The 23957-nt window shown below is 74.3% G+C and carries 26 protein-coding genes; 11 read left to right on the forward strand and 15 right to left on the reverse strand.

The annotated features are described in order from the left end of the window. Nucleotides 1-12: 12 nt before the first annotated feature. Nucleotides 13-954: an RNA polymerase sigma factor SigJ gene (gene sigJ, locus ACWEQG_RS26485; protein ID WP_452288663.1), complete on the forward strand. Its 942-nt coding sequence runs from the start codon at nucleotides 13-15 to the stop codon at nucleotides 952-954. A gap of 66 nt (nucleotides 955-1020) precedes the next feature. Here sigJ and ACWEQG_RS26490 read toward each other — a convergent pair whose 3' ends face one another. Beyond that, nucleotides 1021-2181: a cation:proton antiporter gene (locus ACWEQG_RS26490; RefSeq protein ID WP_363471639.1), complete on the reverse strand. Its 1161-nt coding sequence runs from the start codon at nucleotides 2179-2181 to the stop codon at nucleotides 1021-1023. A gap of 9 nt (nucleotides 2182-2190) precedes the next feature. Continuing rightward, nucleotides 2191-2673, reverse strand: a complete 483-nt coding sequence (locus ACWEQG_RS26495; RefSeq protein WP_363471637.1) for a cation:proton antiporter regulatory subunit — start codon at nucleotides 2671-2673, stop codon at nucleotides 2191-2193. 115 nt (nucleotides 2674-2788) lie between these two features. On the opposite strand from ACWEQG_RS26495, the gene ACWEQG_RS26500 reads away from it, so the two are divergent. After that, entirely contained in the window at nucleotides 2789-3388 is a 600-nt protein-coding gene (locus tag ACWEQG_RS26500; protein ID WP_452288665.1) for a helix-turn-helix domain-containing protein, read from the forward strand. A 4-nt stretch (nucleotides 3389-3392) separates the two neighbouring features. On the opposite strand, the gene ACWEQG_RS26505 is transcribed toward ACWEQG_RS26500, so the two are convergent. The 8 genes from ACWEQG_RS26505 to ACWEQG_RS26540 all read right to left on the reverse strand — a co-directional run bounded on the left by ACWEQG_RS26505 (nucleotide 3393) and on the right by ACWEQG_RS26540 (nucleotide 10690). Then, entirely contained in the window at nucleotides 3393-4181 is a 789-nt protein-coding gene (locus tag ACWEQG_RS26505) for a class I SAM-dependent methyltransferase (protein ID WP_452288667.1), read from the reverse strand. 56 nt (nucleotides 4182-4237) lie between these two features. Then, nucleotides 4238-5500, reverse strand: a complete 1263-nt coding sequence (locus ACWEQG_RS26510; protein ID WP_452288669.1) for an RNA polymerase sigma factor — start codon at nucleotides 5498-5500, stop codon at nucleotides 4238-4240. 7 nt (nucleotides 5501-5507) lie between these two features. Then, nucleotides 5508-5879 (reverse strand): YciI family protein, encoded by a 372-nt coding sequence (locus ACWEQG_RS26515; RefSeq protein ID WP_452288671.1) that lies wholly within the window; start codon nucleotides 5877-5879, stop codon nucleotides 5508-5510. 48 nt (nucleotides 5880-5927) lie between these two features. Next, a complete protein-coding gene (locus ACWEQG_RS26520; RefSeq protein WP_452288673.1) occupies nucleotides 5928-6590 on the reverse strand; it encodes a DUF998 domain-containing protein in 663 nt (220 codons plus the stop codon). 99 nt (nucleotides 6591-6689) lie between these two features. Beyond that, nucleotides 6690-7943, reverse strand: a complete 1254-nt coding sequence (locus tag ACWEQG_RS26525; RefSeq protein ID WP_452289157.1) for a sensor histidine kinase — start codon at nucleotides 7941-7943, stop codon at nucleotides 6690-6692. Between the two features lie 76 nt (nucleotides 7944-8019). After that, entirely contained in the window at nucleotides 8020-8679 is a 660-nt protein-coding gene (locus ACWEQG_RS26530) for a TetR/AcrR family transcriptional regulator (RefSeq protein WP_452288675.1), read from the reverse strand. A 274-nt stretch (nucleotides 8680-8953) separates the two neighbouring features. Then, nucleotides 8954-9850 carry a helix-turn-helix domain-containing protein gene (locus ACWEQG_RS26535; RefSeq protein WP_452288677.1) on the reverse strand — a complete coding sequence of 299 codons (897 nt, stop codon included), beginning with the start codon at nucleotides 9848-9850 and terminating at the stop codon, nucleotides 8954-8956. Nucleotides 9851-9874: 24 nt separating this feature from the next. After that, the gene (locus tag ACWEQG_RS26540; protein WP_452288679.1) at nucleotides 9875-10690 is read right to left on the reverse strand and encodes an alpha/beta fold hydrolase; all 816 of its coding nucleotides are present in this window, start codon (nucleotides 10688-10690) and stop codon (nucleotides 9875-9877) included. A 234-nt stretch (nucleotides 10691-10924) separates the two neighbouring features. On the opposite strand from ACWEQG_RS26540, the gene ACWEQG_RS26545 reads away from it, so the two are divergent. After that, a complete protein-coding gene (locus tag ACWEQG_RS26545; RefSeq protein ID WP_452288681.1) occupies nucleotides 10925-11074 on the forward strand; it encodes a hypothetical protein in 150 nt (49 codons plus the stop codon). Here the strand turns inward: ACWEQG_RS26545 and ACWEQG_RS26550 are convergent. Continuing rightward, complete coding sequence (locus ACWEQG_RS26550) at nucleotides 11052-11459, reverse strand: nuclear transport factor 2 family protein (protein ID WP_452288683.1); 408 nt, start codon at nucleotides 11457-11459, stop codon at nucleotides 11052-11054. The two genes, ACWEQG_RS26545 and ACWEQG_RS26550, sit on opposite strands and share 23 nt — an antisense overlap. A gap of 131 nt (nucleotides 11460-11590) precedes the next feature. Between ACWEQG_RS26550 and ACWEQG_RS26555 the strand changes: the two genes are divergently transcribed. Beyond that, on the forward strand, nucleotides 11591-12187 hold the full coding sequence (locus ACWEQG_RS26555; protein WP_452288685.1) for a TetR family transcriptional regulator: 597 nt from the start codon (nucleotides 11591-11593) through the stop codon (nucleotides 12185-12187). Between the two features lie 111 nt (nucleotides 12188-12298). Further along, nucleotides 12299-13225 carry a pentapeptide repeat-containing protein gene (locus ACWEQG_RS26560; RefSeq protein WP_452288687.1) on the forward strand — a complete coding sequence of 309 codons (927 nt, stop codon included), beginning with the start codon at nucleotides 12299-12301 and terminating at the stop codon, nucleotides 13223-13225. Here the strand turns inward: ACWEQG_RS26560 and ACWEQG_RS26565 are convergent. After that, the gene (locus ACWEQG_RS26565; RefSeq protein ID WP_452288689.1) at nucleotides 13131-15278 is read right to left on the reverse strand and encodes a BTAD domain-containing putative transcriptional regulator; all 2148 of its coding nucleotides are present in this window, start codon (nucleotides 15276-15278) and stop codon (nucleotides 13131-13133) included. The two genes, ACWEQG_RS26560 and ACWEQG_RS26565, sit on opposite strands and share 95 nt — an antisense overlap. 113 nt (nucleotides 15279-15391) lie before the next feature. Between ACWEQG_RS26565 and ACWEQG_RS26570 the strand changes: the two genes are divergently transcribed. Continuing rightward, a complete protein-coding gene (locus ACWEQG_RS26570) occupies nucleotides 15392-16270 on the forward strand; it encodes an alpha/beta fold hydrolase (protein WP_452288691.1) in 879 nt (292 codons plus the stop codon). Nucleotides 16271-16298: 28 nt separating this feature from the next. Here ACWEQG_RS26570 and ACWEQG_RS26575 read toward each other — a convergent pair whose 3' ends face one another. Next, complete coding sequence (locus ACWEQG_RS26575) at nucleotides 16299-17888, reverse strand: alpha/beta fold hydrolase (protein ID WP_452288693.1); 1590 nt, start codon at nucleotides 17886-17888, stop codon at nucleotides 16299-16301. 219 nt (nucleotides 17889-18107) lie between these two features. Here ACWEQG_RS26575 and ACWEQG_RS26580 point away from each other — a divergent pair, with 219 nt between their 5' ends. Further along, entirely contained in the window at nucleotides 18108-18521 is a 414-nt protein-coding gene (locus ACWEQG_RS26580; protein WP_452289159.1) for a YciI family protein, read from the forward strand. Next, on the forward strand, nucleotides 18518-19783 hold the full coding sequence (locus tag ACWEQG_RS26585; protein ID WP_452288695.1) for an RNA polymerase sigma factor: 1266 nt from the start codon (nucleotides 18518-18520) through the stop codon (nucleotides 19781-19783). The genes ACWEQG_RS26580 and ACWEQG_RS26585 overlap by 4 nt, the downstream gene beginning before the upstream one ends. A 28-nt stretch (nucleotides 19784-19811) precedes the next feature. Here ACWEQG_RS26585 and ACWEQG_RS26590 read toward each other — a convergent pair whose 3' ends face one another. Further along, nucleotides 19812-20192: a VOC family protein gene (locus ACWEQG_RS26590; RefSeq protein WP_452288697.1), complete on the reverse strand. Its 381-nt coding sequence runs from the start codon at nucleotides 20190-20192 to the stop codon at nucleotides 19812-19814. After that, complete coding sequence (locus ACWEQG_RS26595; protein ID WP_452288699.1) at nucleotides 20189-21004, reverse strand: arsenate reductase/protein-tyrosine-phosphatase family protein; 816 nt, start codon at nucleotides 21002-21004, stop codon at nucleotides 20189-20191. The genes ACWEQG_RS26590 and ACWEQG_RS26595 overlap by 4 nt, the downstream gene beginning before the upstream one ends. 68 nt (nucleotides 21005-21072) lie before the next feature. Here ACWEQG_RS26595 and ACWEQG_RS26600 point away from each other — a divergent pair, with 68 nt between their 5' ends. From ACWEQG_RS26600 to ACWEQG_RS26610, 3 genes are all read left to right on the forward strand, one after another. Further along, nucleotides 21073-21753 carry a pyridoxine/pyridoxamine 5'-phosphate oxidase gene (locus tag ACWEQG_RS26600; protein WP_452288700.1) on the forward strand — a complete coding sequence of 227 codons (681 nt, stop codon included), beginning with the start codon at nucleotides 21073-21075 and terminating at the stop codon, nucleotides 21751-21753. Between the two features lie 67 nt (nucleotides 21754-21820). Continuing rightward, nucleotides 21821-23080 (forward strand): APC family permease, encoded by a 1260-nt coding sequence (locus ACWEQG_RS26605; protein WP_452288702.1) that lies wholly within the window; start codon nucleotides 21821-21823, stop codon nucleotides 23078-23080. A gap of 93 nt (nucleotides 23081-23173) precedes the next feature. Then, complete coding sequence (locus ACWEQG_RS26610) at nucleotides 23174-23884, forward strand: MerR family transcriptional regulator (RefSeq protein ID WP_452288704.1); 711 nt, start codon at nucleotides 23174-23176, stop codon at nucleotides 23882-23884. Nucleotides 23885-23957: the final 73 nt, after the last annotated feature.

Below are 23957 nucleotides of genomic sequence, written 5' to 3' on the forward strand. Positions count from 1 at the left end.
GCCGAGCACACCATGACCATCCAGTCCGAGCCGGGAGGCGGCCGGGTCGATCCCGGCCTGAGCGTGATCATGAGCGAGCGGCGTCACCTGATCAATCTGGCGTATCGCCTCCTCGGCTCCCTTGCGGACGCCGAAGACGTCGTGCAGGAGACCTACGCCCGCTGGTATGCCATGTCCCGGCAGCAGCAGGACGCCATCGCGTCCCCCGGCGCCTGGCTGACCAGGGTCGCCGGACGTGTCTGTCTCAACGTGCTCTCCTCGGCGCGGGCCCGGCGGGAGACCTACGTGGGGGAATGGATTCCCGAGCCGTTGCCCGACCCCGCGGAGTGGCCCGGCGGCCGGCCGGGCATGACCGCCGACCCGGCCGACCGGATCACCCTGGACGAGTCGGTCAATCTGGCCTTCCTCGTCGTGCTCGACGCGATGACCCCGGCCGAGCGGGTCGCGTTCGTCCTGCACGACGTCTTCCGCTACTCCTTCGCAGAAGTGGCCGGCATCGTCGGGCGCACCCCGGCGGCCTGCCGCCAGCTGGCCTCCTCGGCCCGCCGCCGCATCCGCGGCACGCGGGTTCCGGCGGCTCCCGTGGCCCGGCAGGCCCGGATCGTCAGAGACTTCAAACAGGCGTTGGAAACCGGGGACATCGACGCCCTCATCGGGCTCCTCGACCCCGGCGCCACGGCGGTCAGCGACGGCGGCGGCCTGGTCAGCACCACGCTGCACCCGATCGAAGGCGCCGAGCGGATCGTGCGTTCCCTGGTGCGTCTTCAGGACAGGCTCCGCGACCTGACGATCCTGGAGCGTACGGTCAACGGCCGGCCCGGCCTGGTCGCCCAGCAGGACGGCGTGACCGTGTCGGTGTACGCGTTCGAGATCGTCGGCGACCGGATCACGCACATCTGGGCGGTACGCAACCCCGACAAGCTCCGGCCGTGGACGACCATTTCACCGCGATAGCACAACGGCCTGCCGCCGCGGTGCGGGGGCAGGCCGATGCCGGGGGGCGACGGGGGGTGACGGTCGTCAGGCGCGGGCCGCTATCCGGGTGAGGAGCGGCTGGACCAGGCGCGCCGCCAGGGGGCCGAAGGCCGCCAGGATCAGGACGTACGCGGCGGCGAGGGCGCCGAGGTCGGGGTGGGCGCCGGCGGCCACCGCCAGCCCGGCGATGACGATGTTGAACTCTCCGCGGGGGATGAGCGCGATGCCGGCCCGGACGCGTCCGGCGCGGGCGATGCCGGCCCGGCGTGCGGCGTACCCGCCGGTCAGCAGCTTGGTGATCATCGTCACCACGGCGAGACCGGCGGCCAGGCCCGCGGCGGGCAGGATCTTGGTGGGGTCGGTCTGCAGGCCGAAGAAGACGAAGAAGATCGCGGCGAACAGGTCGCGCAGCGGCGCGAGCAGTGCCTGGGCGTCTTCGGCAAGTTCGCCCGATAGGGCGATGCCGACGAGGAACGCGCCGACCGCGGCCGAGACCTGCAGCTGCTGGGCCAGTCCCGCCACCAGCAGCGCCAGTCCGACCACCTTGAGCACGAGCACTTCGGGGTTGGGGCTGGCGACGAACGCCTCGATGTAGCGGCCGAAGCGCAGCGCGACCAGGAGCACCACGCTCACCGCGGCGAGCGCGATGGCCACGGTGATCGCCCCGGCGACCGCGCTCAGGCCCGCCAGCATGGCGGTCAGGACCGGCAGGTAGACCGCCATCGTGAGGTCCTCGAAGACCAGCAGCGACAGCACCACGGGGGTCTCGCGGTTACCGATCCAGCCCAGGTCGGACAGGACCTTGGCGGTGATGCCGGAGGAGGTGGCGTAGGTGACGCCCGCCATGGCGACCGCGGCGACCGGCCCCCAGCCGAGCAGCAGCGCCAGGATCGCGCCGGGCGCGGCGTTGAGCACGAGGTCGACCAGGCCGGCGCGGGCGTTGCCCTTGAGGCTGGTCACCAGTTCGTCGGCGTTGTATTCCAGGCCGAGGGTGAGCAGCAGCAGGATGACACCTAATTCGGCGCCGGTGGCGATGAACTCCTCGCTGGTGGCCAGCGGGAGGATGCCACCGGTGCCGAAGGCCAGGCCCGCGATGAGGTAGAGGGGGATCGGGGAGATGCCGACGCGCAGCGCCAGTGCCCCGAGGATGCCGAGTCCGAGGACGACGGCGCCGAATTCCAGGAAAAGTATCGCGGTATTGTGCACGCGCTGCCCTCAGCCGCTGGCGAAGATGTCGGCGACGGCGGCGGTGCTGTCCTCGCTGCCCACCACGACCACGACGTCGTCCGTGGCGAGGACGAAGTCGGGAGCGGGGCTGGCGAAGACGCGCCCGGCGCGGACCACGGCCACGATGGAGGCGCCGGTGCGGGTGCGCACCTGGGCCTCGCCCATGGGACGGCCGGCGAAGGGGGTGCCCGGCGAGATCGGCAGCTGGACGCTGACCAGTCCCTCGACCTCGCGGTGCAGTGCGTTGAGCCGCTGGACGATGCGGGGGGCGCCGAGCAGCTCGACGAGCGCGTCGGCCTCCTCATCGTTGAGTTTCACCGTCTCACAGGCCCTGTCGGGATCGTCGGGGTCGTAGATCACCAGATCGCGTCGCCCGGTGCGGTGGGAGACGACTCCTATTCGCCGTCCCGAGCGGGTGGTGAACTCGTGCCGCAACCCGATCCCCGGCAACACCGTCTGCTCGACATCCACGGCGCTGCTCCTCCGTTCAATAGGTCAATGTCTGTCCAGGAACCTACCAATGATGAGTTGACGTCTTATTTCCGGCTCTTCGTCAGCGGTGTGAGGGGTATGGCAAGCTGACGGCGTGGACGACGACCTCGAACACGCGCTCGTCGCGGTCGGGCCGCGGCTGCGCGCGCTGCGCCGGCAGCGCGAGACGACCCTGGCCGACCTGTCGGCGGCGACCGGCATCTCGGTGAGCACGCTGTCGCGCCTGGAGTCGGGGTCGCGGCGGCCGACCCTCGAACTGCTGCTGCCGCTGGCGCGGGCGCACGGTGTCACGCTGGACGAGCTCGTCGACGCCCCGCCGACCGGGGATCCCCGCGTCCATCTGCGTCCGGTCGTGCGCAACGGGATGACCATGCTGCCCCTGAGCCGCAGGGCCGGGGGCATCCAGGCGTACAAGCTGGTGATCCCGGCGGGCAGCGCCAGGAGGAAGCCGGAGCCGAAGACCCACGAGGGCTACGAGTGGCTCTATGTGCTCAACGGGCGGCTGCGGATGGTCCTCGGCGAGCAGGATCTGGTGCTCTCCCCGGGGGAGGCGGCCGAGTTCGACACCCGGCTGCCGCACTGGTTCGGCGCCGCGGACGCGCACGCGGTGGAGTTCCTCAGCCTGTTCGGGCAGCAGGGTGAGCGCGCCCACCTGCGTGCCCGCCCGAAGGCCAAGCAGGAGCCCGCGCCGTAGGGCGCTACGCGGGGCGGCGCGCCAGGGTGAGCAGGTGGCCGCTGACGCCGAGGAGGGACGGCACGCGCTCCATGGCGCGCTGGGCGTCGAGCATGAGCCGGCGGCGTTCGGGGTCGTCGAGCCAGTCGTCGACGTCGCCGTACAGCCAGAAGGCGCCCTCCAGACCGTACCGCTCGGCCTCGGGCAACCCGGCGTCGGCGAACTCCCCGACCACCTCGTCGGGCTCGTGGAAGTAGGCGGAGAAACCGTGCCCGGGAGACAGCATCACGCCGTCCGTCACGGCTTGGTGCGCCGCCCGCCGCTCCGGCTCCTGCGTGTAGACCCCGAGGTTGATCGTGTCGTGCACGGCGGCGTAGCGGTTGATGGTGGCGGCGGCCACCAGCCCTCCGGGGCGCACCACGCGGCGCGCCTCGGTCAGGGCCGTGACCCGGTCGGCGCGGTCGGCCAGGTGGTAGAGCGGGCCCAGCAGCAGGACCGCGTCCGCGCTCGCGTCCGCTGCGGGCAGGTCGCGTGCGTCGCCCAGCCGGGCCGTCACTCCGGCCAGGGCCCCGGCCCGCTCGACGTGGAGCGGGATCGGGTCGAGCAACTCGACCTCGTAACCGTCCGCGACAAGCCATTCGGCGTGCACGCCGGTGCCGCCGCCGACGTCGAGCACCCGGGCGGGCGGCGACGGCAGCGCCCGGCGCAACACGTCCTGTGTCCGCCACAGCTCCAACCGCCCTCGCCCCGCGCGGAGCCTGCCGTGCTCCCTGTCCTGCTCGTAGTAGGCGCGCACTTCCCGCGTCACCGACATGACCGGCTTCCTCCTCGACTCGTCGGACCGTACGGCGTGCTCGCCGCCGGACGGGGCTATCGGCTGCCGGCGGCGCGGCCGAGGAACAGGGCCCGCTCCCGCTCGTTGCCCGTCAGCGACGCCGCCCGCTCGAACTCCCGCCGCGACTCCTCCGTACGGCCCAGCCGGGCCAGCAGGTCCCCGCGTACGGCGGGCAGCTGGGGGTAACCGCGCAGGGCCTTGTCGGCGGCGACGGCGTCGGCGATCTCCAGCCCGCGTGCGGGGTCGCCGGCCATGGCGACCGCGACGGCGCGGTTCAGCTCCACGACGGGGGAGGGTGAGACGTGGGCGAGGACCCGGTAGAGGGCGGCGACGCGCTCCCAGTCGGTCTCGCCGGCGTGGGCCGCGCGGGCGTGACATGCGGCGATGGCCGCCTGCAGGGCGTAGGGGCCGAAGACGCCGCCGAGCGACTCGGCCCGCTCCAGCGCCTCGAGCCCCCGGCGGATGAGCAGCCGGTCCCACAGCCGCCGGTCCTGGTCGGCGAGCAGGACCGGCGCGCCGCCGGGCCCGGTGCGGGCATGCAGCCGGGAGGCCTGCAGTTCCATCAGCGCGGCCAGGCCGTGCACCTCCGCTTCGCGGGGGAGCAGGCCCGTCAGGAGACGGCCCAGGCGCAGCGCCTCGTGGCAGAGGTCGGGACGGGTCCAGTCGTGGCCCGCCGTGGCCGAGTAGCCCTCGTTGAAGATCAGGTAGACGACTTCCAGCACGGACGCCAGCCGTCCGGCCAGCTCGTCGGGGGCCGGCATCTCGAACCTGACCCCTTTCGCGGCCAGGGTGCGCTTGGCGCGGACGATCCGCTGGGCCACCGCCGGCTCGGTGGCCAGGAAGGCCCGGGCGATCTCCCCAGTGGTCAGGCCGCCGAGCAGGCGCAGCGTGAGCGCGACGCGGGCCTCGGTGGTCAGGGCGGGGTGGCAGGCGGTGAAGATGAGCCGCAGCATGTCGTCGCGGATGTGGTCGTCCATGTCGGCGTCCGGGTCGGGCTCCGGCCTGCTGCCGAGGTCGCGGCCGATCTCCTGGAGCTTGCGCTCGTATCGGCCGCGCCGCCGCAGGTGGTCGATCGCGCGGTGCTTGGCGGTGGCCATCAGCCAGGCGCCCGGGTTGTCCGGAACGCCCGCCTCCGGCCACTGCTCCAGCGCGATGAGCAGCGCGTCCTGGGCGAGTTCCTCGGCCAGGCCGATGTCGTCGACGAGGCGGGCCAGCCCCGCGACGAGCCTGGCCGACTCGATCCGCCAGACCGCCTCGATCGCGCGGTGCGCCGCGAGCCGCGGCTCGGTGCCGGTCATGGGGTGCTCAGGCCGGTGGGGCGAAGTCCTCGGGGCCGAGCACCTTGACCACCTCGGCCTCGCCTTCCCAGCCTTCCCACAGGTCGCGGTGCAGGCGCATGAAGCGTGCGGTCCATTCGACCGCCTCCTCCTTCGACCGCACGTCGTACAGGGCGTAGCTGATCAGTTCCTTCGACTCGGCGAAGGGGCCGTCGGTCACGCTGAGCCCGCCCTCGGCGAGCCGTACGGCCGCCCCGGAGACGCTGGGGGCCAGGCCGGCGGTGTCGAGCAGGGCTCCGGCGACGGTCGCCTCCTGGCCGAGCTTGGCGATGGCCTCCATGAGGTCGGCGGGCGGCGGGGTGGCGGGCTGGGCGGCCCTGAGCAGAACCATGTATCGCATCGGTCGTCTCCCTTCAAGCAATGATCTATCAGGTGATCGCGGGACGGGTCAGGCGTTCCGGTAGGTGTGCACGGCCAGGGCGGCGATCCAGGCCCAGCCGAGCACCACGGCGCCGGTGAAGGCGAGGTTGGACCAGGCCGCGCCCGCGGCGGAGACCATGGCCAGGAAGCCGGCCGCGAACAGCGCGCCGGTCGCCCGCGACCCCCACGCCCAGGCCGTCCTCCCGCTGCGGGCGAAGCGGCGGGCGAGGACGAAGCAGGCCGCGACCAGGCAGGCGAACCCGACGCCGCCGGAGGCCAGGTGCGCGATGCCGTGCCAGCTGACCTCGCCGCCCGGCACGCCGCGGGGGAAGCCCTGGGCCGGGTCGGCCCGGAAGGCCCCGGCCGCCAGCAGGCTCAGGCCGTAGACGGCCAGCAGGCGGGGGGCCCAGCCGCGTCCGGCGGCCCGGCGCAGGCCCGCGGCGAAGGCGATGGTCATCGCCCCGGCCAGGACGAGGTTCGTGATGTGGATCCAGCCGAGGTCGCCGTTGGCGAGCAGGCTCCAGGCGTGCCGGGTCAGGTCGAATCCGTCCCGGGTGAGGGCCTCGGTGAGCGACACCCCGACGTAGATCGGGCCGGCGATCACGCCGTACCCCAGCAGGCTGCGGGTGACGGCGTCGCGGCGGTCGCAGGCGCGGGACGGGGTGACGGCGTGAGCGGTGGCGGTGGTCATGGGTGGTCGTCCCTCCGGGCGGGGGCCGGTCCCTCACCGGCCCTTCACCCACTCCTCGAACGGGACGAGCCCGGATCGACATCTCTCCCGAATTTTTTTTCAAGATTTTTCTCGGGGCTCCGATGCGGACGGGACGCCGCCGATCGCGTTCCGGCGCATGAGCGGCAGCCGCAGGACGAACCGCGCGCCGCGGGGAGAGTCCTCGACGCGCAGGGTGCCCCGATGGGCCCGGGCGATGTCGCGGGAGATCGCAAGACCCAGCCCGGTGCCGCCGGCGTCCCTGCGCCGCCCCTCGTCCAGCCGGGTGAACCGGTCGAAGACCCGCTCGCGGTCGGCGGGTGCGATGCCGTTCCCGTCGTCGGTCACCGCCACGACCGCCTGGCCGCCGGCGGACCCGACCCGGACCGTGACGCCGGTCGCCGCGTGCCTGCGCGCGTTGCTCAGCAGATTGCCGACCACCCGGACCAGTTGCACCCGTGAGCCGTGCACCCACACGTCCCCGGTCATGTGGACCTCCACGGGCGTACGGCCGGGGTGTGCCTCCACCTCCTCGGTCACCAGCGCGCCGAGGTCGATCGGCTCGTGCGGCGCGGGCCGGCCGGCCCGCAGCCCGGCCACGGCCAGCACATCCTGCACGATCGCCTCCAGGCGGCCGGTGGCCGACAGCGCCCCCCGGATGGCGTCGCGGGGGGCGACGTCGTCGGGGTAGAGCAGCGCTTCCTCCAGCTGCACCCGCAGCCCGGCGATCGGCGTCCTGAGCTCGTGGGAGGTGATGGAGGCGAGCCGGAACTGCTGCTCCACCGGGCGCAGCGTCCGGCCCGTGATCCACCATGTCAGCAGGCCGCCGAGCAGGACGACGAGGAGCGCGGCCGCCGCGATGAGGTATTCGAGGCGGTGTGTCGCCAGGAGGGGCGGCTCGGCCGTGCCCGCGTAGACGACGGGGGCGTCGGGGGCCGTCGACACCCGGTCGGCCATGAGCAGGACGCACCGTTCGCCCGGCCCGCACTCGACGCGCCGCTGGAGCCGGTTGTCCGGCCCGGGCCTGAAAGAGCTCAGAGGCGGTCGTCCGGTCGCGGCGGGACTGGCGTCCACGACCCTGCCCCGCGCGTCCACCAGCTGGACCAGGTCGACGGAACCCGAGACGGGGCCCGGGACGGATGCGGTGGGCAGCGTGCCGTTGCGCACCTGCGCGCTCCACAGGGCGGCGACCTGCTCGGCGTCGAACAACACCCGGTCTTCGACGCCGTAGCGGATCGCCAGGTCGAGGCTCACCCCGCCCAGGGCCGCGAACAGCAGGAACAGCACCGCCACGGCTGTCGTGTAGCGCTTCTGGATCGAGCGCAGGAACGGCATCGGCCTCACCACTCTCCTGCCGCACCCGTGGACGGTCGGTACCACGAAGGATTGGACGATTTCGTCCACTTTGGGGTTAGTTGTCTGGTTGTGTCAAATTCGCGACAGGGATCCTGACGTGGGCTTTCACGTGGTCCAGCGCCATGTCGAGGGCGACCGCCAGGGGCCGTTCGTCCTGCATGGTCTCGGCGAGCAGGTAACCGCCCTGCAGGGCGGCGATGACCGCGACGGCGAGTTCCCGGGGATCGGCGCCGGGGTCGAGCTCGCCGCTTTCCCGCATCCGGGCGAGGCCGCCGGCGAGCAGGCCCTGCCAGGTGTCGAAGACGGCCGCCAGGGAACGGCGGGCGTCGTCGTGCCGGCAGGCGAGCTCGTTGGCCAGTGAGCCGATGGGGCACCTGTAGGGCTCGCCGCGCTCCCGGCGGTTCGTCACCAGCCAGTCGCGCCATCGTTCGAGATCCCGCATCGAGCGCACCTGGTCGAGCTGCGGCTTCTGCGAGGAGACCATGCGATGCTCCCGTATCGCGATCACCTCGGCGATCAGGGCTTCCTTGTCCGGGAAGTAGTGATAGAGCTGCGACTTGCTGATGCCGCAGGCGTCCACCACCTGATCGAGGGTCGTCGCCGCGACCCCCTGCCTGAACATGAGGTCGGAGGTGGTGGCGACGATGCGGTCGCGAGTGGCCGCGCCACGTGCGGTGAGCCGTGGGGGATCCTTCCTCGGCCCTCGATCGGCCATGCGACAACCCCACCTTCGGGCACGCGGCCCCGCTGGAGATAAGTCTTGATATTACCCGACATACCACCATAAACTGGACGAAATCGTCCAACCCATCTGGATCGCCCGCAGTGCCGCGGTCATGACCCTCCCGGTTGGAGTGTGATGCCATGGCGCCCGTCGGCGTCGATTATCGCGAGTCCGACGATCGCGCCGGTGCCTTCGGCGACCGTAAGCCGGCCGGTGTGCTGGTTCGTGCCGGTGGCGGCCAACGTGCGGGTGGCGGGTTCCGGCGTCATCCGCGGCGGGAGCTTGGCGCGCATGGCCAATCCCGGGACGGCGTGCTCGCGCCGGTGGGCGACGAAGCCGGCCACGCGACGTCATCGACCGCGAGCCACGGCGCGACCGCCAGAGCCGTCGGCGTGCGCCCGGCGAACGTCACGACCTCCCGGTGCAGGTGGGACTGATCGACGTAGCCGCTCTCGGCCGCAACGCGGGCGGCGGTGTGACCCGCCGCGAGCAGATGGGCGGCATGGTCGAAACGCACCAGCCTGGCAGCGCGTTTGGGGGTGATGCCGAGCTGGGACCCGAAGCGGGACCACAGCCGCTTGCGGCTCCAGCCGACCTCGTCCGCCAGCCCGTCGATGCGAACCCGCCCCCGGCTGGACAGCGTCCGCCGCCAGACGTGGGCGACCTCGGGGTCCACCGGCGGGTGGGCGCCCAGCCGCCGGCCCAGGATGTCCGCCGCGATCGCGAACCGCTCGTCCCACGACGCGGCGGCGCGCAGCCTGTCCTCGGCTCGCCCGGCGTCGCGGCCCCAGACATCCTCAAGGGCTGCCACCGTCCCGCTGAGCTCGGCCGACGCGCCCAGCACCGCGGCCGCCGCGACCGGATCCAGCCGGATCTGAAGCAACTGTCCGGCTCCCCGGCCGGTTGCCCGGAGATCGCCGGGCAGGAGCCCGGCGACGACACTGCCGCGCTCGTGCCGGCCATGGGTTTCGTAGACGACGCCGGAACCCTCGTTCAGATCGATGAGCAGGGTGACGGAGGGGTAGGCGACCATGGAGATGTCCACCGAGGCCGGGGCGCGATGGCGGAACCCGGCCATGCTGACCCCCGGCAGCCGAACCGGCGGGCGCGGGACCGCGACGTCCACCCATGCCCAGTCAAGTGACGTCCCGGTCGGCAGCACCCGGCCAGTCTAGGCATCAGGGAATCACCGGTCGTCGACCGTCGCCGTGAAGCTCAGCAGCAGTTCGCCGACCGTCTCGGGCGCTTCCAGCATGGGCAGGTGCCCGATGCCGGGCAGCAGCTCGACCCGAGCGCCCGGCACCGCGTTGTAGCGGTGCGCCGACGACGGCTCCCAGCGGGGGTCGGCAGCGCCGAAGATCACTTGCACGGGGAGGCCGAGGGCGGCCAGACGCTCGGGCACGCTCCGCTCGGCGATGTAGGCGGTGTTGCGGCGCAGGACCGTCCTCATCGAGCGGTAGGTGATGTTCCGAACGTCGGCGACCACGTCGTCCGGGAGGTCCACCGGGCGAACGGCCGTCGCACTGATCCCCTTGCGGATCATCGCATCCGAACGCCTCGGCCACAGGAGCGGGCCCAACGGCGGGGCCAGCAGCACCCGAAGGATGAACGGCTGCCGGCGGAGAGCATCCGGGCTCGGGCCGCTACTGATCAGCGCAAGCGAGCCCACGAGGTCGCGACGTCGCTCGGCAAGCGCGGTGGCGACATAGCCGCCGCTGGAGTGCCCGGCCACGGCGACGTGACGGAGGCCGAGGCCGTCCAGCAGCGCCGCCACCTGGCCCGCCTGCGCGGGCACGTCATACGACGGCGCGGGCGGGGACTGGCCGCAACCCGGCAGGTCGACGCGGATGACGTGATGGTGGCCGGCCAGGGCCGGGACCACCGGGCCCCAGAAGCCGCCCGAGGCGCCCGACCCGTGGATGAGCAGCAAGGGCGGCGCCTGCCGCGGGCCGTCATGAACCACGTGCATCCCATGCGAGCGTTCACTGTCGTATTCATTCATGCGGAGACTGTGCACCGGCGACCGGCTGTCGGTCTTGGACAAATGTTCCCGCGCCGGCCGGCACACCTTCGTCACCCGGCTGATCCGCGGCGGCGAGGACCTCATCACCGTCGCCGAGATGACCGGCCACGCCCGCCTGGACACCCTGCGCGTCCACGGCCAGCCACCGAGGAGGACAAACAGCACGCCCTGCGATACCTCACCGTCGACCGCTGACCGGCAAGGACCCTGCCGATGACCGACCCGCATGCCCCCGCCGAGCCCCTGGCCGCCCGCCTGACGACGCTGTGGCCGCCTGACCCCGCGCTCCGTCCGGCGGCCGGCCGCGCCGGGGACCGGCCGCCGGACGGGGAGCGCCGGATCAGGCGGCGTACGCCTCGCTGATCGCGTGGCTGTCCTCGTGCATGCGATAGCCGGTGATCCTGCCGTCGGCGACGGTGAAGTGCAGGGCGAACTCGTTCAGGAACGACCTGCCGGTCGACAGCACGCCGAAGCGGCTGCGGCCGGTCGTCACCGCGTGCCCGCCGTCGACGAGGGTGGTGTCGATCGTGAACTCCTCGGGGGCGAGTTCGGTGGCGAGCACCGTGAAGAACTCGGCGATCTCGTCCTTGCCGGAGCGGGCCCCGGTCCAGGGCACCTTCGGGTCTCCGGGGACGAGGAAGTCCACCCGGTCGGCGAACAGGTCGAGCAGGCCGGGCAGGTCGCCGGCGGCGAAGCGGGCGAAGAAGGCGTCGACGACCTCGTGGGTGGTCCGGGATGTGGCGGTCATGCCGTTTTTCCGATCTGTCGTGGTGGCGTGGAGCGCGGCCGGCCGGCGAAATCTCCAACTGATCGGTTGGAGTATGGCAGGCGCCCGCCACAAAACCAACTGGACGGTTGGAATTGTGTAGGCTGCCGGTCATGGCATGGGACACCGCCAGGACCAGACGGCTGCTGCTGGAGGCGGCGGTCGAGGAGTTCGCCGAGCACGGCCCGCAGGGCGCGCGGGTGGACCGAGTCGCCGCCCGCGCGGGGGTGAACAAGGAGCGCATCTACCAGTACTTCGGCGGCAAGCGGCAGCTGTTCACCGCCGTCCTGGAGGCCGAGCTGGCCAAGGTGGCCGCCGCAGTCCCCCTCACCGGCGAGCAGATGGCCGACCTGGGCGAGTACGCCGGGCGGGTGTTCGATTACCACTGCGCCCACCCGCACTTCCTGCGCCTGCTCGCCTGGGAGGGACTGGAGGACGGCCGGGCCGAGGTGGCCGCGCAAGACGAGCGGGCCGCCCACTACGCGGGCAAGGTCGCCGCCTTCGCCGCCGCGCGCGACGACGGGCTCCTCACCGGCGAGGTCGAGCCCGCGCACCTGGTCTACGCGGTGTACGCGCTGGCGACCTGGTGGTTCACCGCCCCCCAGATCGTACGGATGATCATGGCGGGGGTCCGGGGAGACAGCCTGGCGGAGCGGCGGGCCGGGCTGGTCCGCATGGTCGGCCGCCTGACCGCCTCCGCGAGCGCCTGAACCGGTGACGGCGGCCCGGCGTCCGGCGCTCGGCGGGTGGGATACGTTTCTAGCTGGGCGCCGGGCCGGCGAGCGGCCGATCGCCCGCGGAACACGAGGAGATCAGGCACGTTGCCCGACACGCACGACCCCGCAGGCATCGGCACGGACGCCCCGGCGGGTCCCGGCGGCAGGCGGCCCGGCCTGCGGGCCGACTGCGCGAACTGCTTCGGGCTGTGCTGCGTCGCGCTGCCCTTCGCCGCCTCGGCCGACTTCGCGATCACCAAGGACGCCGGGAGGCCGTGCCCCAACCTGCGGGACGACTTCCGCTGCGGCATCCACGCCCGGCTGCGCGACAGCGGCTTCCCCGGCTGCACCGTCTACGACTGCTTCGGCGCCGGGCAGAAGGTCTCGCAGATCACCTTCGGGCGCAGCTGGCGGGACGAACCACGGACCGCAGCCCGGATGTTCGAGGTCTTCCCGGTCATGCGGCACCTGCACGAGCTGTTGTGGTACCTGGACGAGGCGCTGTCCCTGCCGGCGGCCCGCCCGATCCACGCCGAGCTGCGCGGCGCGTTCGAGGAGACCGAGCGCCTGACGACGGGCACCCCCGACGACCTGCTGGGCGTGGACGTCGCCGCCCACCGCGAGAAGGTCAACGTGCTGCTGCTGCGGACGAGCGAGCTGGTGCGGGCGTCGGCCGGGGGCCACGCCCCCGACCGCAGGGGAGCCGATCTCATCGGCGCCCGGCTGAGGAAGGCCGACCTGCGCGGAGCCAACCTGAGGGGCGCCTACCTCATCGGGGCGGACCTGCGGGGGGCCGACCTGCGCTGGGCGGACCTCATCGGGGCGGACCTGCGCGGCGCCGATCTCGGCGGAGCCGACTTCACCGGGAGTGTCTTCCTCACCCAGGTCCAGCTGAACGCGGCCAAGGGGGACGAGGCCACGAAGCTGCCCCCGGGCCTCATCCGGCCGTCGCACTGGTCGGGCCCTGCGGCCCGTCCGACCACGGCGGCGGGCCGGGCGCCCGCGCGCCGGCCGCGCCCCCGCCGCCGCTGACGGAAGCGTCCCTGAGCGAAGCGTCCCTGCTCGTCTCGATGCCGAGGGCGGCGGCGAGGTCGTCCAGGTGCGCCGCCACCGGGCCGAGCGTCAGCACGCCGCTGCCCGCCCCGGCCAGTTCACCCGCCGCGGGCAGCAGCGCGGCGTACGCGCGTTCCATCGTCGTGCGGTCGCCGAGCGTGAGGGCCGCCCGCGCGGTCAGGCACCACAGGGCCTCCGTCAGCAGATCGGGCGGCGGTTCGGGAAGTGCGCGCAGCGCCGCCGCGGCCTCCGTCCGGCGGCCGCGGGCCAGCAGCACCAGAGGCCGGGCCCACGGCGCGTACGGCCCCCAATCGGCATGTTCGCCGTCCGGTGCGGGCTGCGCGTGCCGCAGGCGCAGGCACAGCAGCGCGAGCGGCAGCAGGCCGCGCTCCATGCCGGGCATCCCGGCGCCGTCCAGCCGCGTGGCGGCCTCCCGGTAGGCGGCCTCGACCTCCTCCACCGGCGCCTGCCCGGTCGCGTCCAGGCGCAGCGCCCGGTACCACCCGGTGAACACCCCCACCAGGGGCCGCTCGTGCCGTACGGCCAGGCTCTCTGCGGCGGCGGCGTGCGCGTCGGCGGCCGGGAAGTCCGCGAGGGCCGACCGGGCCTGCATCCGGATGAGGTGCCCGAGCACCTCGAAGGTGACCAGGCCGTGCCGGGCGGACAAATCCACCAGTTCGGCGCCGATCCCGTCGCGGCGGGCGGCGAGGCCCGTGCGGTGGAAGGTCTGCATGAACACGCCGCTCAGCGCGAACGCCAGCGACGCGGGGTCGTTCAGGCGGCGGGCGATCTCCTCGGCCTGCCGCGCCGCCGCCCGCGGCCCGGGGCCGGAGCGGGCGCCGCGCGACTCCAGCGCGATCGTCGCCAGCAGCCGGGCGCGGGCCGCCTCGTGACCGGCGGCCGCGCGACCGTATGCCTCGTGGTCGGGGACCTCGTGGTCGGGGGACAGGGCGGCCAGTGTGCGCCCCGCCGCCGCCACGATCCGCGCCGCCTGCCCGGGGTCGTCGGAGCGGGTCCAGATGGCCGGGACGTCGAAGGCGCCGATGACCCGGGCGGTCAGCTCCGGGTCGCCCAGCTCCTCGGCCGCCTCGACGGCGGCCACGCGGTGCTCGCGGGCCGCCCGCAGACCGCCGCCCCCGGTCACGGCGAGATCGCGCAGCAGCCCGGCCGTCGACTCCAGGCGGGCCCGTGCTCCGGTGGCGACCGCGCGGTCGTACGCGGCGGTCGCCTCGGCCCACACCCGCTCGGCCGCGCCGGCGGTTCCGGACGGGGTGGGGTCGAGGTGGCCGGCCTGGCGCAGGATGTCGGTCTCCAGACTGCGCAACCCCGGGCCGGGGTCCACGCCCAGCTCGTCCACCAGCAGGGCCCGCGCCCGGCGCAGCACGGCCAGCGCGTCGCCCTGCCGTCCGCCGCGATACAGCGCGAGCGCGAGCAGCCGCCAGGCCTCCTCGCGCCAGGGATGCCCGGCCGTGTGCGCGTCCAGGTCGGGCACCGCCTCGGCGGCCCGGCCCAGGGCCAGCAGCGCCTCGGCCCGGCGTTCGACCGCGTGCAGCCGCAGCTCGGCCAGGCGGGAGCGCTCGGCGCGGGCCCAGTCCTCGTCGGCGAACTCCGCGTAGGCGGGGCCGCGCCACCACCCCAGCGCCTCCTCCAGCCGCCCGAGCGCGTCCTGCGGAGGCAGCGCCACGGCGGCGGCCACCGCGTGTTCGAAACGCCACGAGTCCACCGCGCCAGTCGCGGCCCGCAGCGCGTACCCCGGTCCCTCGGTCACCAGCAGCCGCGCGGGGGTGCGGGGCGGCCGGCCGGGTTCCAGCGCTCGGCGCAACGCCGCCACGAACGTCCGTACGGCCCCGATCGCCCCCGCCGGCGGTTCGTCCCACAGATCGTCCACCAGGCGGGTGACCGGGACGACGCGCCCGCGGGCGACGATCAGCCGGGCCAGCACGGCGCGGTGCCGGGGCCCCTTCAGGGCGATCGCGGCGCCGGCGCCGTCCCAGGCCGTCACCGGCCCCAGCACCCCGAACGTGATCCCCACCTGCGGCTCCCCTCCAGGTCACGGCACCTGTCACGGTAGCGCGCTGACCGGATGCTCATTCACGCCCGGCAGCCTGGGGACACATCCGATCCCGCACAGAAAGGGAACGCGTCATGGCGCCCGTCCTTCCCGATTTCGACTACCTGCGCGTGCCGGTCGCCGACGGTGTGTCGCTGAACACGGCCGTCGCCGGGTCGGGGAGCCCGATCGTGCTGCTGCACGGCTTCCCCCAGACCCACCTCATGTGGCGGCACGTCGCCGCCGACCTGGCCGCAGACCACACCGTGATCTGCCCCGACCTGCGCGGCTACGGCGACAGCGACAAGCCGGCCGAGGCCGGTCCCGAGACCTATTCCAAGCGCACGATGGCCGCCGACGTCGTCGCCCTGGCCCGGGCGCTGGGACACGAGCGGTTCGCCCTGGCCGGGCACGACCGCGGCGCCCTGGTCGCCTTCCGCGCCGGGCTCGACCACCCGGCGGCCGTCAGCCACCTGGCCTGCCTCGACGTGCTGCCCACGCTGGACATGTGGGAGGTGATGCACGGCGCCGCCGCGGCGGTCGGGTTCCACCTGTACCTGATGGCCCAGCCGCCCGGCCTGCCCGAACGGATGATCGGCGCGAGCGCGGACGCGTTCTTCGGTCATTTCCTCGACCTGTGGACCCTCGACCGAGGGGCGATCCCCGGCGACGTACGCGCCGCCTACCTGGACGCCTGCCGTACGGCGGTGCCCTCGATCGTGGCGGACTACCGCGCGTCGGCGGGGATCGACGTGGACCACGACCGGGCGGACCGGGAGGCGGGGAACCGGCTGCGGATGCCGGTGAGCGTGCTCCAGCAGGACTGGGGGGCCGCGCTCGGCTACGACGCCGGGGCGCTGTGGGGCGCCTGGGCCCCCGACCTGGCGCACTCCACGGTCGCCTGCGGGCATTTCATGGCCGAGGAGGCCCCGGCGGTGGTCGCCGGGGCCCTGCGCGCCCTTCTCACCCGCTGAGCCGCGGGGGCCTGCCCCGTCGCGTCGGTCAGCAGGCGACGTCGGCGGGCGGGAGCGTCCCGGTGGTGAGGAAGGCGTCGACGGCGCCGTTGAGGCAGGCGTCGCCGAACGACGGGTACGGCGCGTGGGTGTGGGCGTCGATGGTCACCAGCCGCGAGCCGGGGATGTGCGCGGCGACGGCGCGGCTGTTGGCGACCGGGACGGCCACGTCGCGCAGCGCCGCGGTCACCAGGACCCCGGGTGCCCGGTTGGCCGACAGCCGCACCGGCTCGTCCTTGATCCGGGGCCAGAAGGCGCACGGCGTGATGTTGGCGTTGGCCGGCCCGAACAACGGATACCGCGCGCTGTAGGAGGCGAGGTCGCGCAGGTAGTCGCGGGGGTCGCGCGGCCAGGGGCCGTCCCCGCACCGGTAGGCGATGTTGGTCGCGGTGTGGTTGTCGGCGGGGACGCCCGGCACCCCGGCGGGCGGCAGCGGCCGGAGGGGGAACGGCACGAACGGCTCCCGCCCGGCGGCGAGGTCGGCGAAGGCCGCCGCGACCAGCCCGAAGGTACGCTCGTCGTAGATGCCGGCCACGAGCAGCGACCCCAGTTCGCCGCCGGTCCAGGCGTGTCCCGCGACGACGAGGGGGCTCGTCGCGGCGCGGCGGATGAGCCCGGTGACGGCGTCGGTGACCTCCTGCGCGGTGGCGCCGAGGCCGTAGTCGGCGTCGCGCGCGGCCGTCCAGGCGGCGAAGGCGGCCGTTCCGGCCTCGAACGCGGGGGTGCGCGCCAGCTCGTACGGCCGCCACACCGTGTCGCCGTAGGGCGGGCTGTCCAGCACGAACCTGTCCACCCGGCCGGGGAACAGGGTGCTGTAGGTCGCCCCGAGCATCCCCGCGTACGACCCCCCGAGGTAGGAGATCTTCTCCTCGCCGAGCGCGGCCCGGATGACGTCCATGTCGCGGGCCGCGTTCGCCGTCGTGGCGTGGGGCAGGGCCCAGCCGGCGGCGCGCACGCAGTCGCGGGCGTACGCGCGGGCCTCGGCGGCGTCGGCGGGGAAGCTTCCCGGGGTGGCGGTGCGCACCCAGTAGCCGCCGGTCTCCTCCAGGTCCTGCCCGCAGCCGATGGGCGTGCTCCGCTCGACGAAGCGCATGTCGAAGCCGATCAGGTCGTATCGGGCCCGCACCTCGGGGGACAGCTGGGGCGCCAGGGCCGACGGCAGCGGCACGCCCGGCCCGCCGGGTCCGCCTCCGGTGGTGAGCAGCACGCCCCGGCGGCGGGCCGGGTCGGTCGCGGGCAGCCGCGAGATCGCGATCGTGATCGTCCGACCGCGGGGACGGCGGTGGTCGAGCGGCACGGTGACCTCCGCGCAGCGCAGGGCCGGGTCGTCCACGCCCGCGCAGTCGCCCCAGCGCAGCTGCTGCCCCGGCGGCCGGCCGGGAGGCCGCGGCGGGCCCTGCCGCGTGTCCTGCCGCGTGTCCTCGCCCGGAAGCGGCTGTGGCGCGAAGGCCGCCGCGCCCTGCACTTCCTGCACGTCCGCCATCGCCGGGGCCGCCGCCACCGGCGAGAGCAGCACGATCGATGCCACAGTGGTTGCCGTTATCGCCGCGATCCGCGACGCGCCTGCCCAGTCCGCCATGCCGCACACACTGATCAACGAAGGCCGCGCGCGCCAACGGCCCGGGTCCGCGCAGCGGCCGGCGGGAGAGTGCGCGCTGCTCCGGGACGCGGCCCCCGTGCCCGGGCGTGAAACTTTCCCTCGCGCGTGAGACCGTGTCCGGATCGGACGGCCGGCTCCGACGTCCCTTGCGCGGCGGTGCGGCAGGCGCCCGCCGGAGAGGAGCGAACCGTGAAATACATGATCATGCTGTACGGCTCGCAGCAGGACTACGACGCCATCGAGGGACGGCCGGGCCACACGCCCGCCTGGTCGGCCGGCGACGTCGCGGCGATGCACGCGTTCATGACCGAGTGGAACGACGACCTGGTGAAGTCGGGCGAGTTCGTCGACGCCCAGGGCCTGACCGCCCCCGTCCACGCCCGCAGGATCCGGCTGCGCGAGGGCGTCCCCGTCGTCACCGACGGGCCGTACGCCGAGACGGAGGAGGTCCTGGCGGGCTACACGATCGTCGAGTGCGACAGCTTCGACCGGGCGACGCAGATCGCCGCGCGCCTGGCGCACACCCCGCATCCCGAGGGCGCGGCTCTCGCGCACGAGTGGTACGTGGACGTGCGTCCGATCGCCGAGTCACAGCCCGAGCCGGAGCTGTGACGACGCCTCACGGCGATGCCGAGGACCTGCTGCGCGGCCTGGCGCCGCGGGTCCTCGGCGCGGTCGTGCGGCGGTACGGCCACTTCGACACCGCCGAGGACGCCGTGCAGGAGGCGCTGCTCGCGGCCGCCGTCCGCTGGCCGGAGGACGGCCTGCCGGACAACCCCATGGGCTGGCTCGTCACCGTCGCCGGCCGCAGGCTCACCGATCTGCTGCGCGCAGAACAGGCCCGGCGAGGCCGGGAGGAGGCCGCCGGCAGGCGGGCGCTGCCCGAGTGGCGGACCGCGCCCGCCGCGGACACGTCCGCGGCCGCGTCCGACGACACGCTGACCCTGCTGTTCATGTGCTGCCATCCTGCGCTGTCGCCCGCCTCGCAGATCGCCCTCACCCTGCGTGCGGTCGGCGGCCTGACCACCGCGCAGATCGCGCGGGCGTTCCTGGCGCCGGAGACGACCATGACCCGGCGCATCACCCGGGCCAAGCAGCGCATCAGGGACAGCGGCATTCCGTTCGGCATGCCCGCGGGAGCCGACCGCGACGCGCGGCTGCGCAACGTCCTCCACGTGCTCTACCTGGTCTTCACCGAGGGGTACGCCGGGGACGCCGGCGGGACCGGGCCTCGCCGGGAGGACCTGGCCGCCGAGGCGATCCGGCTGGCCCGCATCCTCCACCGGCTGCTGCCCGGCGACGGCGAGGTGGCCGGGCTGCTCGCCCTCATGCTGCTCACCGATGCCCGCCGTGCGGCCCGCGCCGCCCCGGACGGCACGCCGATCCCGATGGCCGAGCAGGACCGGAGCCTGTGGGACGCCGCCCGCGTCGCCGAGGGCGTGGCGCTGGTCGACGCCGCTCTGTCCCGGGGCGTGCCCGGGCCGTACCAGATCCAGGCGGCGATCGCCGCCCTGCACGACGAGGCGCCGAGCGCGGAGGCGACCGACTGGCCGCAGATCGCCGCGCTGTACGCGGTGCTGACCGGGATGTCGGCCAACCCCGTGACGGCGCTGAACCACGCGGTCGCGGTGGCGATGAGCCGGGGCCCGCGGGCGGGGCTGGATCTGCTCGCGGGACTGGAGGACGACGAGCGGCTCGCCCGCGACCACCGCCTGCCCGCGGTGCGCGCGCACCTGCTGGAGATGGCGGGGGAGCGGGCAGCGGCGCGGGAGGCCTACCTCACGGCGGCCCGGCGGGCGGCGAGCCTGCCGCGCCGGCGCTACCTGAACGCCCGTGCGGCCCGCCTGCCGCCGGCGCCCGGCGGCGACGCCTGACCGCCGGTCGATTCCCGGCGGGGCCGGGTCAGGAACGGGGCTGGAACAGTTCGACGAGGTTGCCGGCGGGGTCGGGGAGCAGGATCTGCCGCCCGCCGGGGCCTGCGACCACTTCCCCGCGGAACGACAGGCCCGCGGCGCGGAGCCGGGCGATCTCGGCGTCCAGGTCGTCGACGACGAGGTGGATGCGGTTGCGGCCCGCGCCGGAGACGTCGGCGGGGGTGGCGCGGGCGCCGGAGCTGGCGGGCCCGGACAGCAGCAGCCGCAGCGGCCCGCGTACCACGTCGGCGAAGGCGGGCGCGGCGCTGCCGTTGAGGGTGAAGCCGAGATGGGTGGTGTAGAAGTCGACGGCCGCCTGGACGTCGTCGACGACGTAGCGGACGCAGGCGTAGCGGTCGGTCACGGTCATCGGGGAGCCTCCGGAGTGTTGGCCAGGACATTGGTGGCCATGACGGTGTCGGCCAGGACGGGGAGCAGATGGCGGATGCGTGTGTCGATGTCCGCCGCGGTCCGGCCGAACGCGGCGTGGCTGTCCGGTTCGGGCCGGTCGGCCGCGGCCGGGTCGGGGGTGCTCCAGTGGATCCGCCGCGCGTCGTCGCCGAATTCGGGGCAGGTTTCGCGGACCTTGTCGCAGAGGGTGATGACGTAGTCGAACCGGCGGCCGCGCAGCGTGTCCAGGTGGCGGGGCCGCCGGCCGGCGATGTCGATGCCGTGGCGCTCGCGCAGCACCCGTACGGCCTGCGGATGCATCTGCGGCCGGGGCCGGCTGCCGGCGCTGGTCACGGTGACGAGGCCGGAGGTGTGGCGGCGCAGCAGGGCTTCGGCGATCGGTGAGCGGGCGCTGTTCCCCGTGCAGGCGAACAGCACCGAGAGCCGGGGCCACCGCGGCTGGTGCTCCGGCGGCGCGGGGACGCCGCGCAGCGCCGGATGTAGGGCGGGGTGCAGGGCGGCCCCGGCGGCGGCCAGGGCCTGTGCGCATCGGTCCAGGTCGAGCCGGTAATAGCTGTCGCGGCCGTCGTGGCTGCTGCGGGTGGCGGTGACCAGGCCGCCGGCGCGCAGCAGCCGCAGATGGTAGGAGACCAGGTTCTGCGGCGCTCCGGCCAGCGCCGTGAGCTCGCGGACCCGCAGGTCGCCCGCGGCGAGCTCGGTCAGCAGCCGCCAGCGCAGCGGGTGCGCGGCCAGGCGCACGAACGTCGGGGCGGCTTGACTCGACGACGCCATGCCCCGGACGATACATCAAACGCATTTGATGGAATAGCCATGGATTCGTCGCGTGGCGAGGTGGAGGAATGGACGTGGGGGAGAGCGGCCCGGCGGGTTCGATCCGTGATCTGTTGCGGGGGCTTCCGGTCTTCGACACCGAACTGCCGGGGTTCGACGTCGGCGCCGCGCCGGCCGATCCGGTCGCGTTGTTCGTGGAATGGCTGACCTCGGCCGTCGAGGCCGGCGTGCGGGAACCGCACGCCATGGCGCTGGCGACCGCCGACGCCGGCGGGCGGCCTTCGTCCCGCGTGCTGATCTGCAAGGACCTCGACGCGGACGGCACCTGGTATTTCGCGACCGGCGCGGGCAGCCGCAAAGGCCGGGAGCTGGCCGCCACGCCGTACGCCGCGCTCAGCTTCTACTGGCCCGAGCAGGGCCGCCAGATCCGGGTGCGGGGCGCGGCCGTCCCGGCGGACGCCGGGCGCGGCGCCGCCGACTTCCTCGCGCGTTCCCCCGGAGCCCGCGCCGACGCCCTGACCGGCCGCCAGTCGCAGGTCCTGGACGATCCGTCCGACCTCGAAGCCGCCCTCCGCGCGGCGCACGCGCGGATCGAGGCCGACCCCGAGGTGGTCGCGCCGGAATGGACCGTCTACGGCGTCCGCGCCGACGACGTCGAATTCTGGCAGGCAGACCGCGACCGCCGGCATACCCGCCTGCGCTACACGCGCGCGGATGGCGCCTGGACGCGTCACCGCCTGTGGCCCTGAAGCCCCAGGCCCCTCGACAGCCGCAGGCCCCTCGACAGCCGCAGGGTCCTCGACATCGGAGGTCGGCATGACGGGCACGCCGGCCGGCTCCGGGCAGGGGCCGCTGGAGCGGCGGCTGGGCCTGCCCGACGCCGTGGTCATCGGGCTGGGCTCGATGATCGGAGCGGGGATCTTCGCCGCCCTGGCGCCCGCGGCGCGCGCGGCGGGGTCCGGGCTGCTGCTCGGGCTGGCCCTGGCGGCTGTCGTCGCCTACTGCAACGCGACCTCCTCGGCCCGGCTGGCCGCGCGCCACCCCGCCTCCGGCGGCACCTACGTGTACGGACGGGAGCGGCTGGGAGAGTTCTGGGGCTACCTGGCGGGGTGGGCGTTCGTCACCGGCAAGACCGCCTCGTGCGCGGCGATGGCGCTGACCGTGGGCGCCTACGTGTGGCCGGAGCGGGCCCATCTGGTGGCGGTGGCCGCCGTGGTGGCGCTGACCGCGGTGAACTACGCCGGGATTCACAAGAGCGCCTGGCTCACCCGGGTCATCGTCGGGGTGGTCGTCGCGGTGCTGGCCGCCGTGGTGGTGACGGGCCTGTCCTCCGGCGCGGCGGACCCGGGGCAGCTGCGCGCCGGGGCCGGCGTCACCGCCGGCGGGGTGCTGCAGGCGGCGGGCCTGCTCTTCTTCGCCTTCGCCGGTTACGCGCGCATCGCCACCCTCGGTGAGGAGGTGCGCGACCCCGCGCGGACCATTCCCCGCGCGATCCCGCTCGCGCTCGGGCTCACCCTGGTCGTCTACGCGGCGGTCGCGGTGTCCGCGCTCGCCGTGCTGGGCGGTACGGGACTGGCGGACGCGGTCGCCCCTCTGGCCGCCGTCGCGCGGGAGGCCGGTCATCCCGGCCTGGCCCAGGTCGTACGCGCGGGCGCCGCGGTCGCCGCGACCGGCTCGCTGCTCGCGCTGATCCTCGGGGTGTCCCGCACCACGCTGGCCATGGCCCGCGACCGGCACCTGCCGCACGTCCTGGCCGCCGTCCATCCCCGGTTCCGGGTGCCCCACCACGCCGAGGTGGCCGTCGGCGCGGTCGTGGCGGTCCTGGCCGCGACCGCGGACCTGCGCGGCGCGATCGGGTTCTCCTCCTTCGGCGTGCTGGTCTACTACGCCATCGCCAACGCCGCCGCCTGGACCCTCGGGCCCGGCGAGGGACGGCCGCCGCGGGCGGTGCCCGTCCTCGGCCTGGCCGGCTGCCTGGTCCTGGCCTTCGCCCTGCCCCTGTCCTCGGTGGTCTCCGGGGCCGCCGTGCTCGCCGCCGGCGCCGTCGTCTACGCCGTGCGCAAGGCCGTCACCTGACGGGGATCACTTGAGACTCGCATGCGGCTACCATGAGCCGATGCGAGGCGGAGTCTCAACCATAGTGAAAGCAGCCGGCGCGGGGCGGGCCCGATGAGCCGCAGGGCACTGCGCCCGGTCGACCTGGCACGGGAGGCGGGGGTCTCCACCCAGCAGATCCGCAACTACGCCGACGCGGGCATCCTCCCGCCCGCCGAGCGGACGGCGGCCGGCTACCGCAGGTTCGACACGCGGCACCGCGACGCCCTGCTCGCCTACCGGGCGCTGGCCAAGGGGTACGGCTGGGAGGCCGCCCGTTCGATCATGCTGGCCGTCCACGACGGCGACCTGGCGGGCGCGCTCGCCCTCGTCGACGCCTGCCACGCCGCGCTGCACCAGCAGCGGCTGGCCCTGCGGGCGACGGGGGAGGCGCTCGAAGCGGTGGCCGGGCAGGATCCCGGCGGCGCGGTGACCCCGCAGTCCCCCCTGCGGATCGGGGAGGTGGCCGCGCTCCTCGGCGTACGCGCCTCGGCGCTGCGCGTGTGGGAGGAGGCCGGGCTGCTCACCCCACAGCGCGAGCCCGGCACCGGCTACCGGTGGTACGGCCCGGCCGAGGTCCGCGACGCCCGCATGGTCCACATGTTGCGGCAGGGCCGGTATCCGCTGTCGCGGATCGGCGACGTGCTCGACGGCCTGCGCCGCACCGGCAGCACCGAGGCGCTGCGCGCGGCGCTGGCCGAACGCCGGGCCGCCCTCGCCGCCACGGCCGTCGCCATGCTCGAAGGCTCCGCCCGTCTGCACGACTACGTCGCCGGCGCCCCCTGACACACGCCTGATCCGCTGATCCTTACGGCCTCTTAACAACTAGACTCCTAAAGTGCTAGGAACCTAGATGAAT

It is taken from the genome of Microbispora sp. NPDC004025 (genome assembly GCF_053604425.1).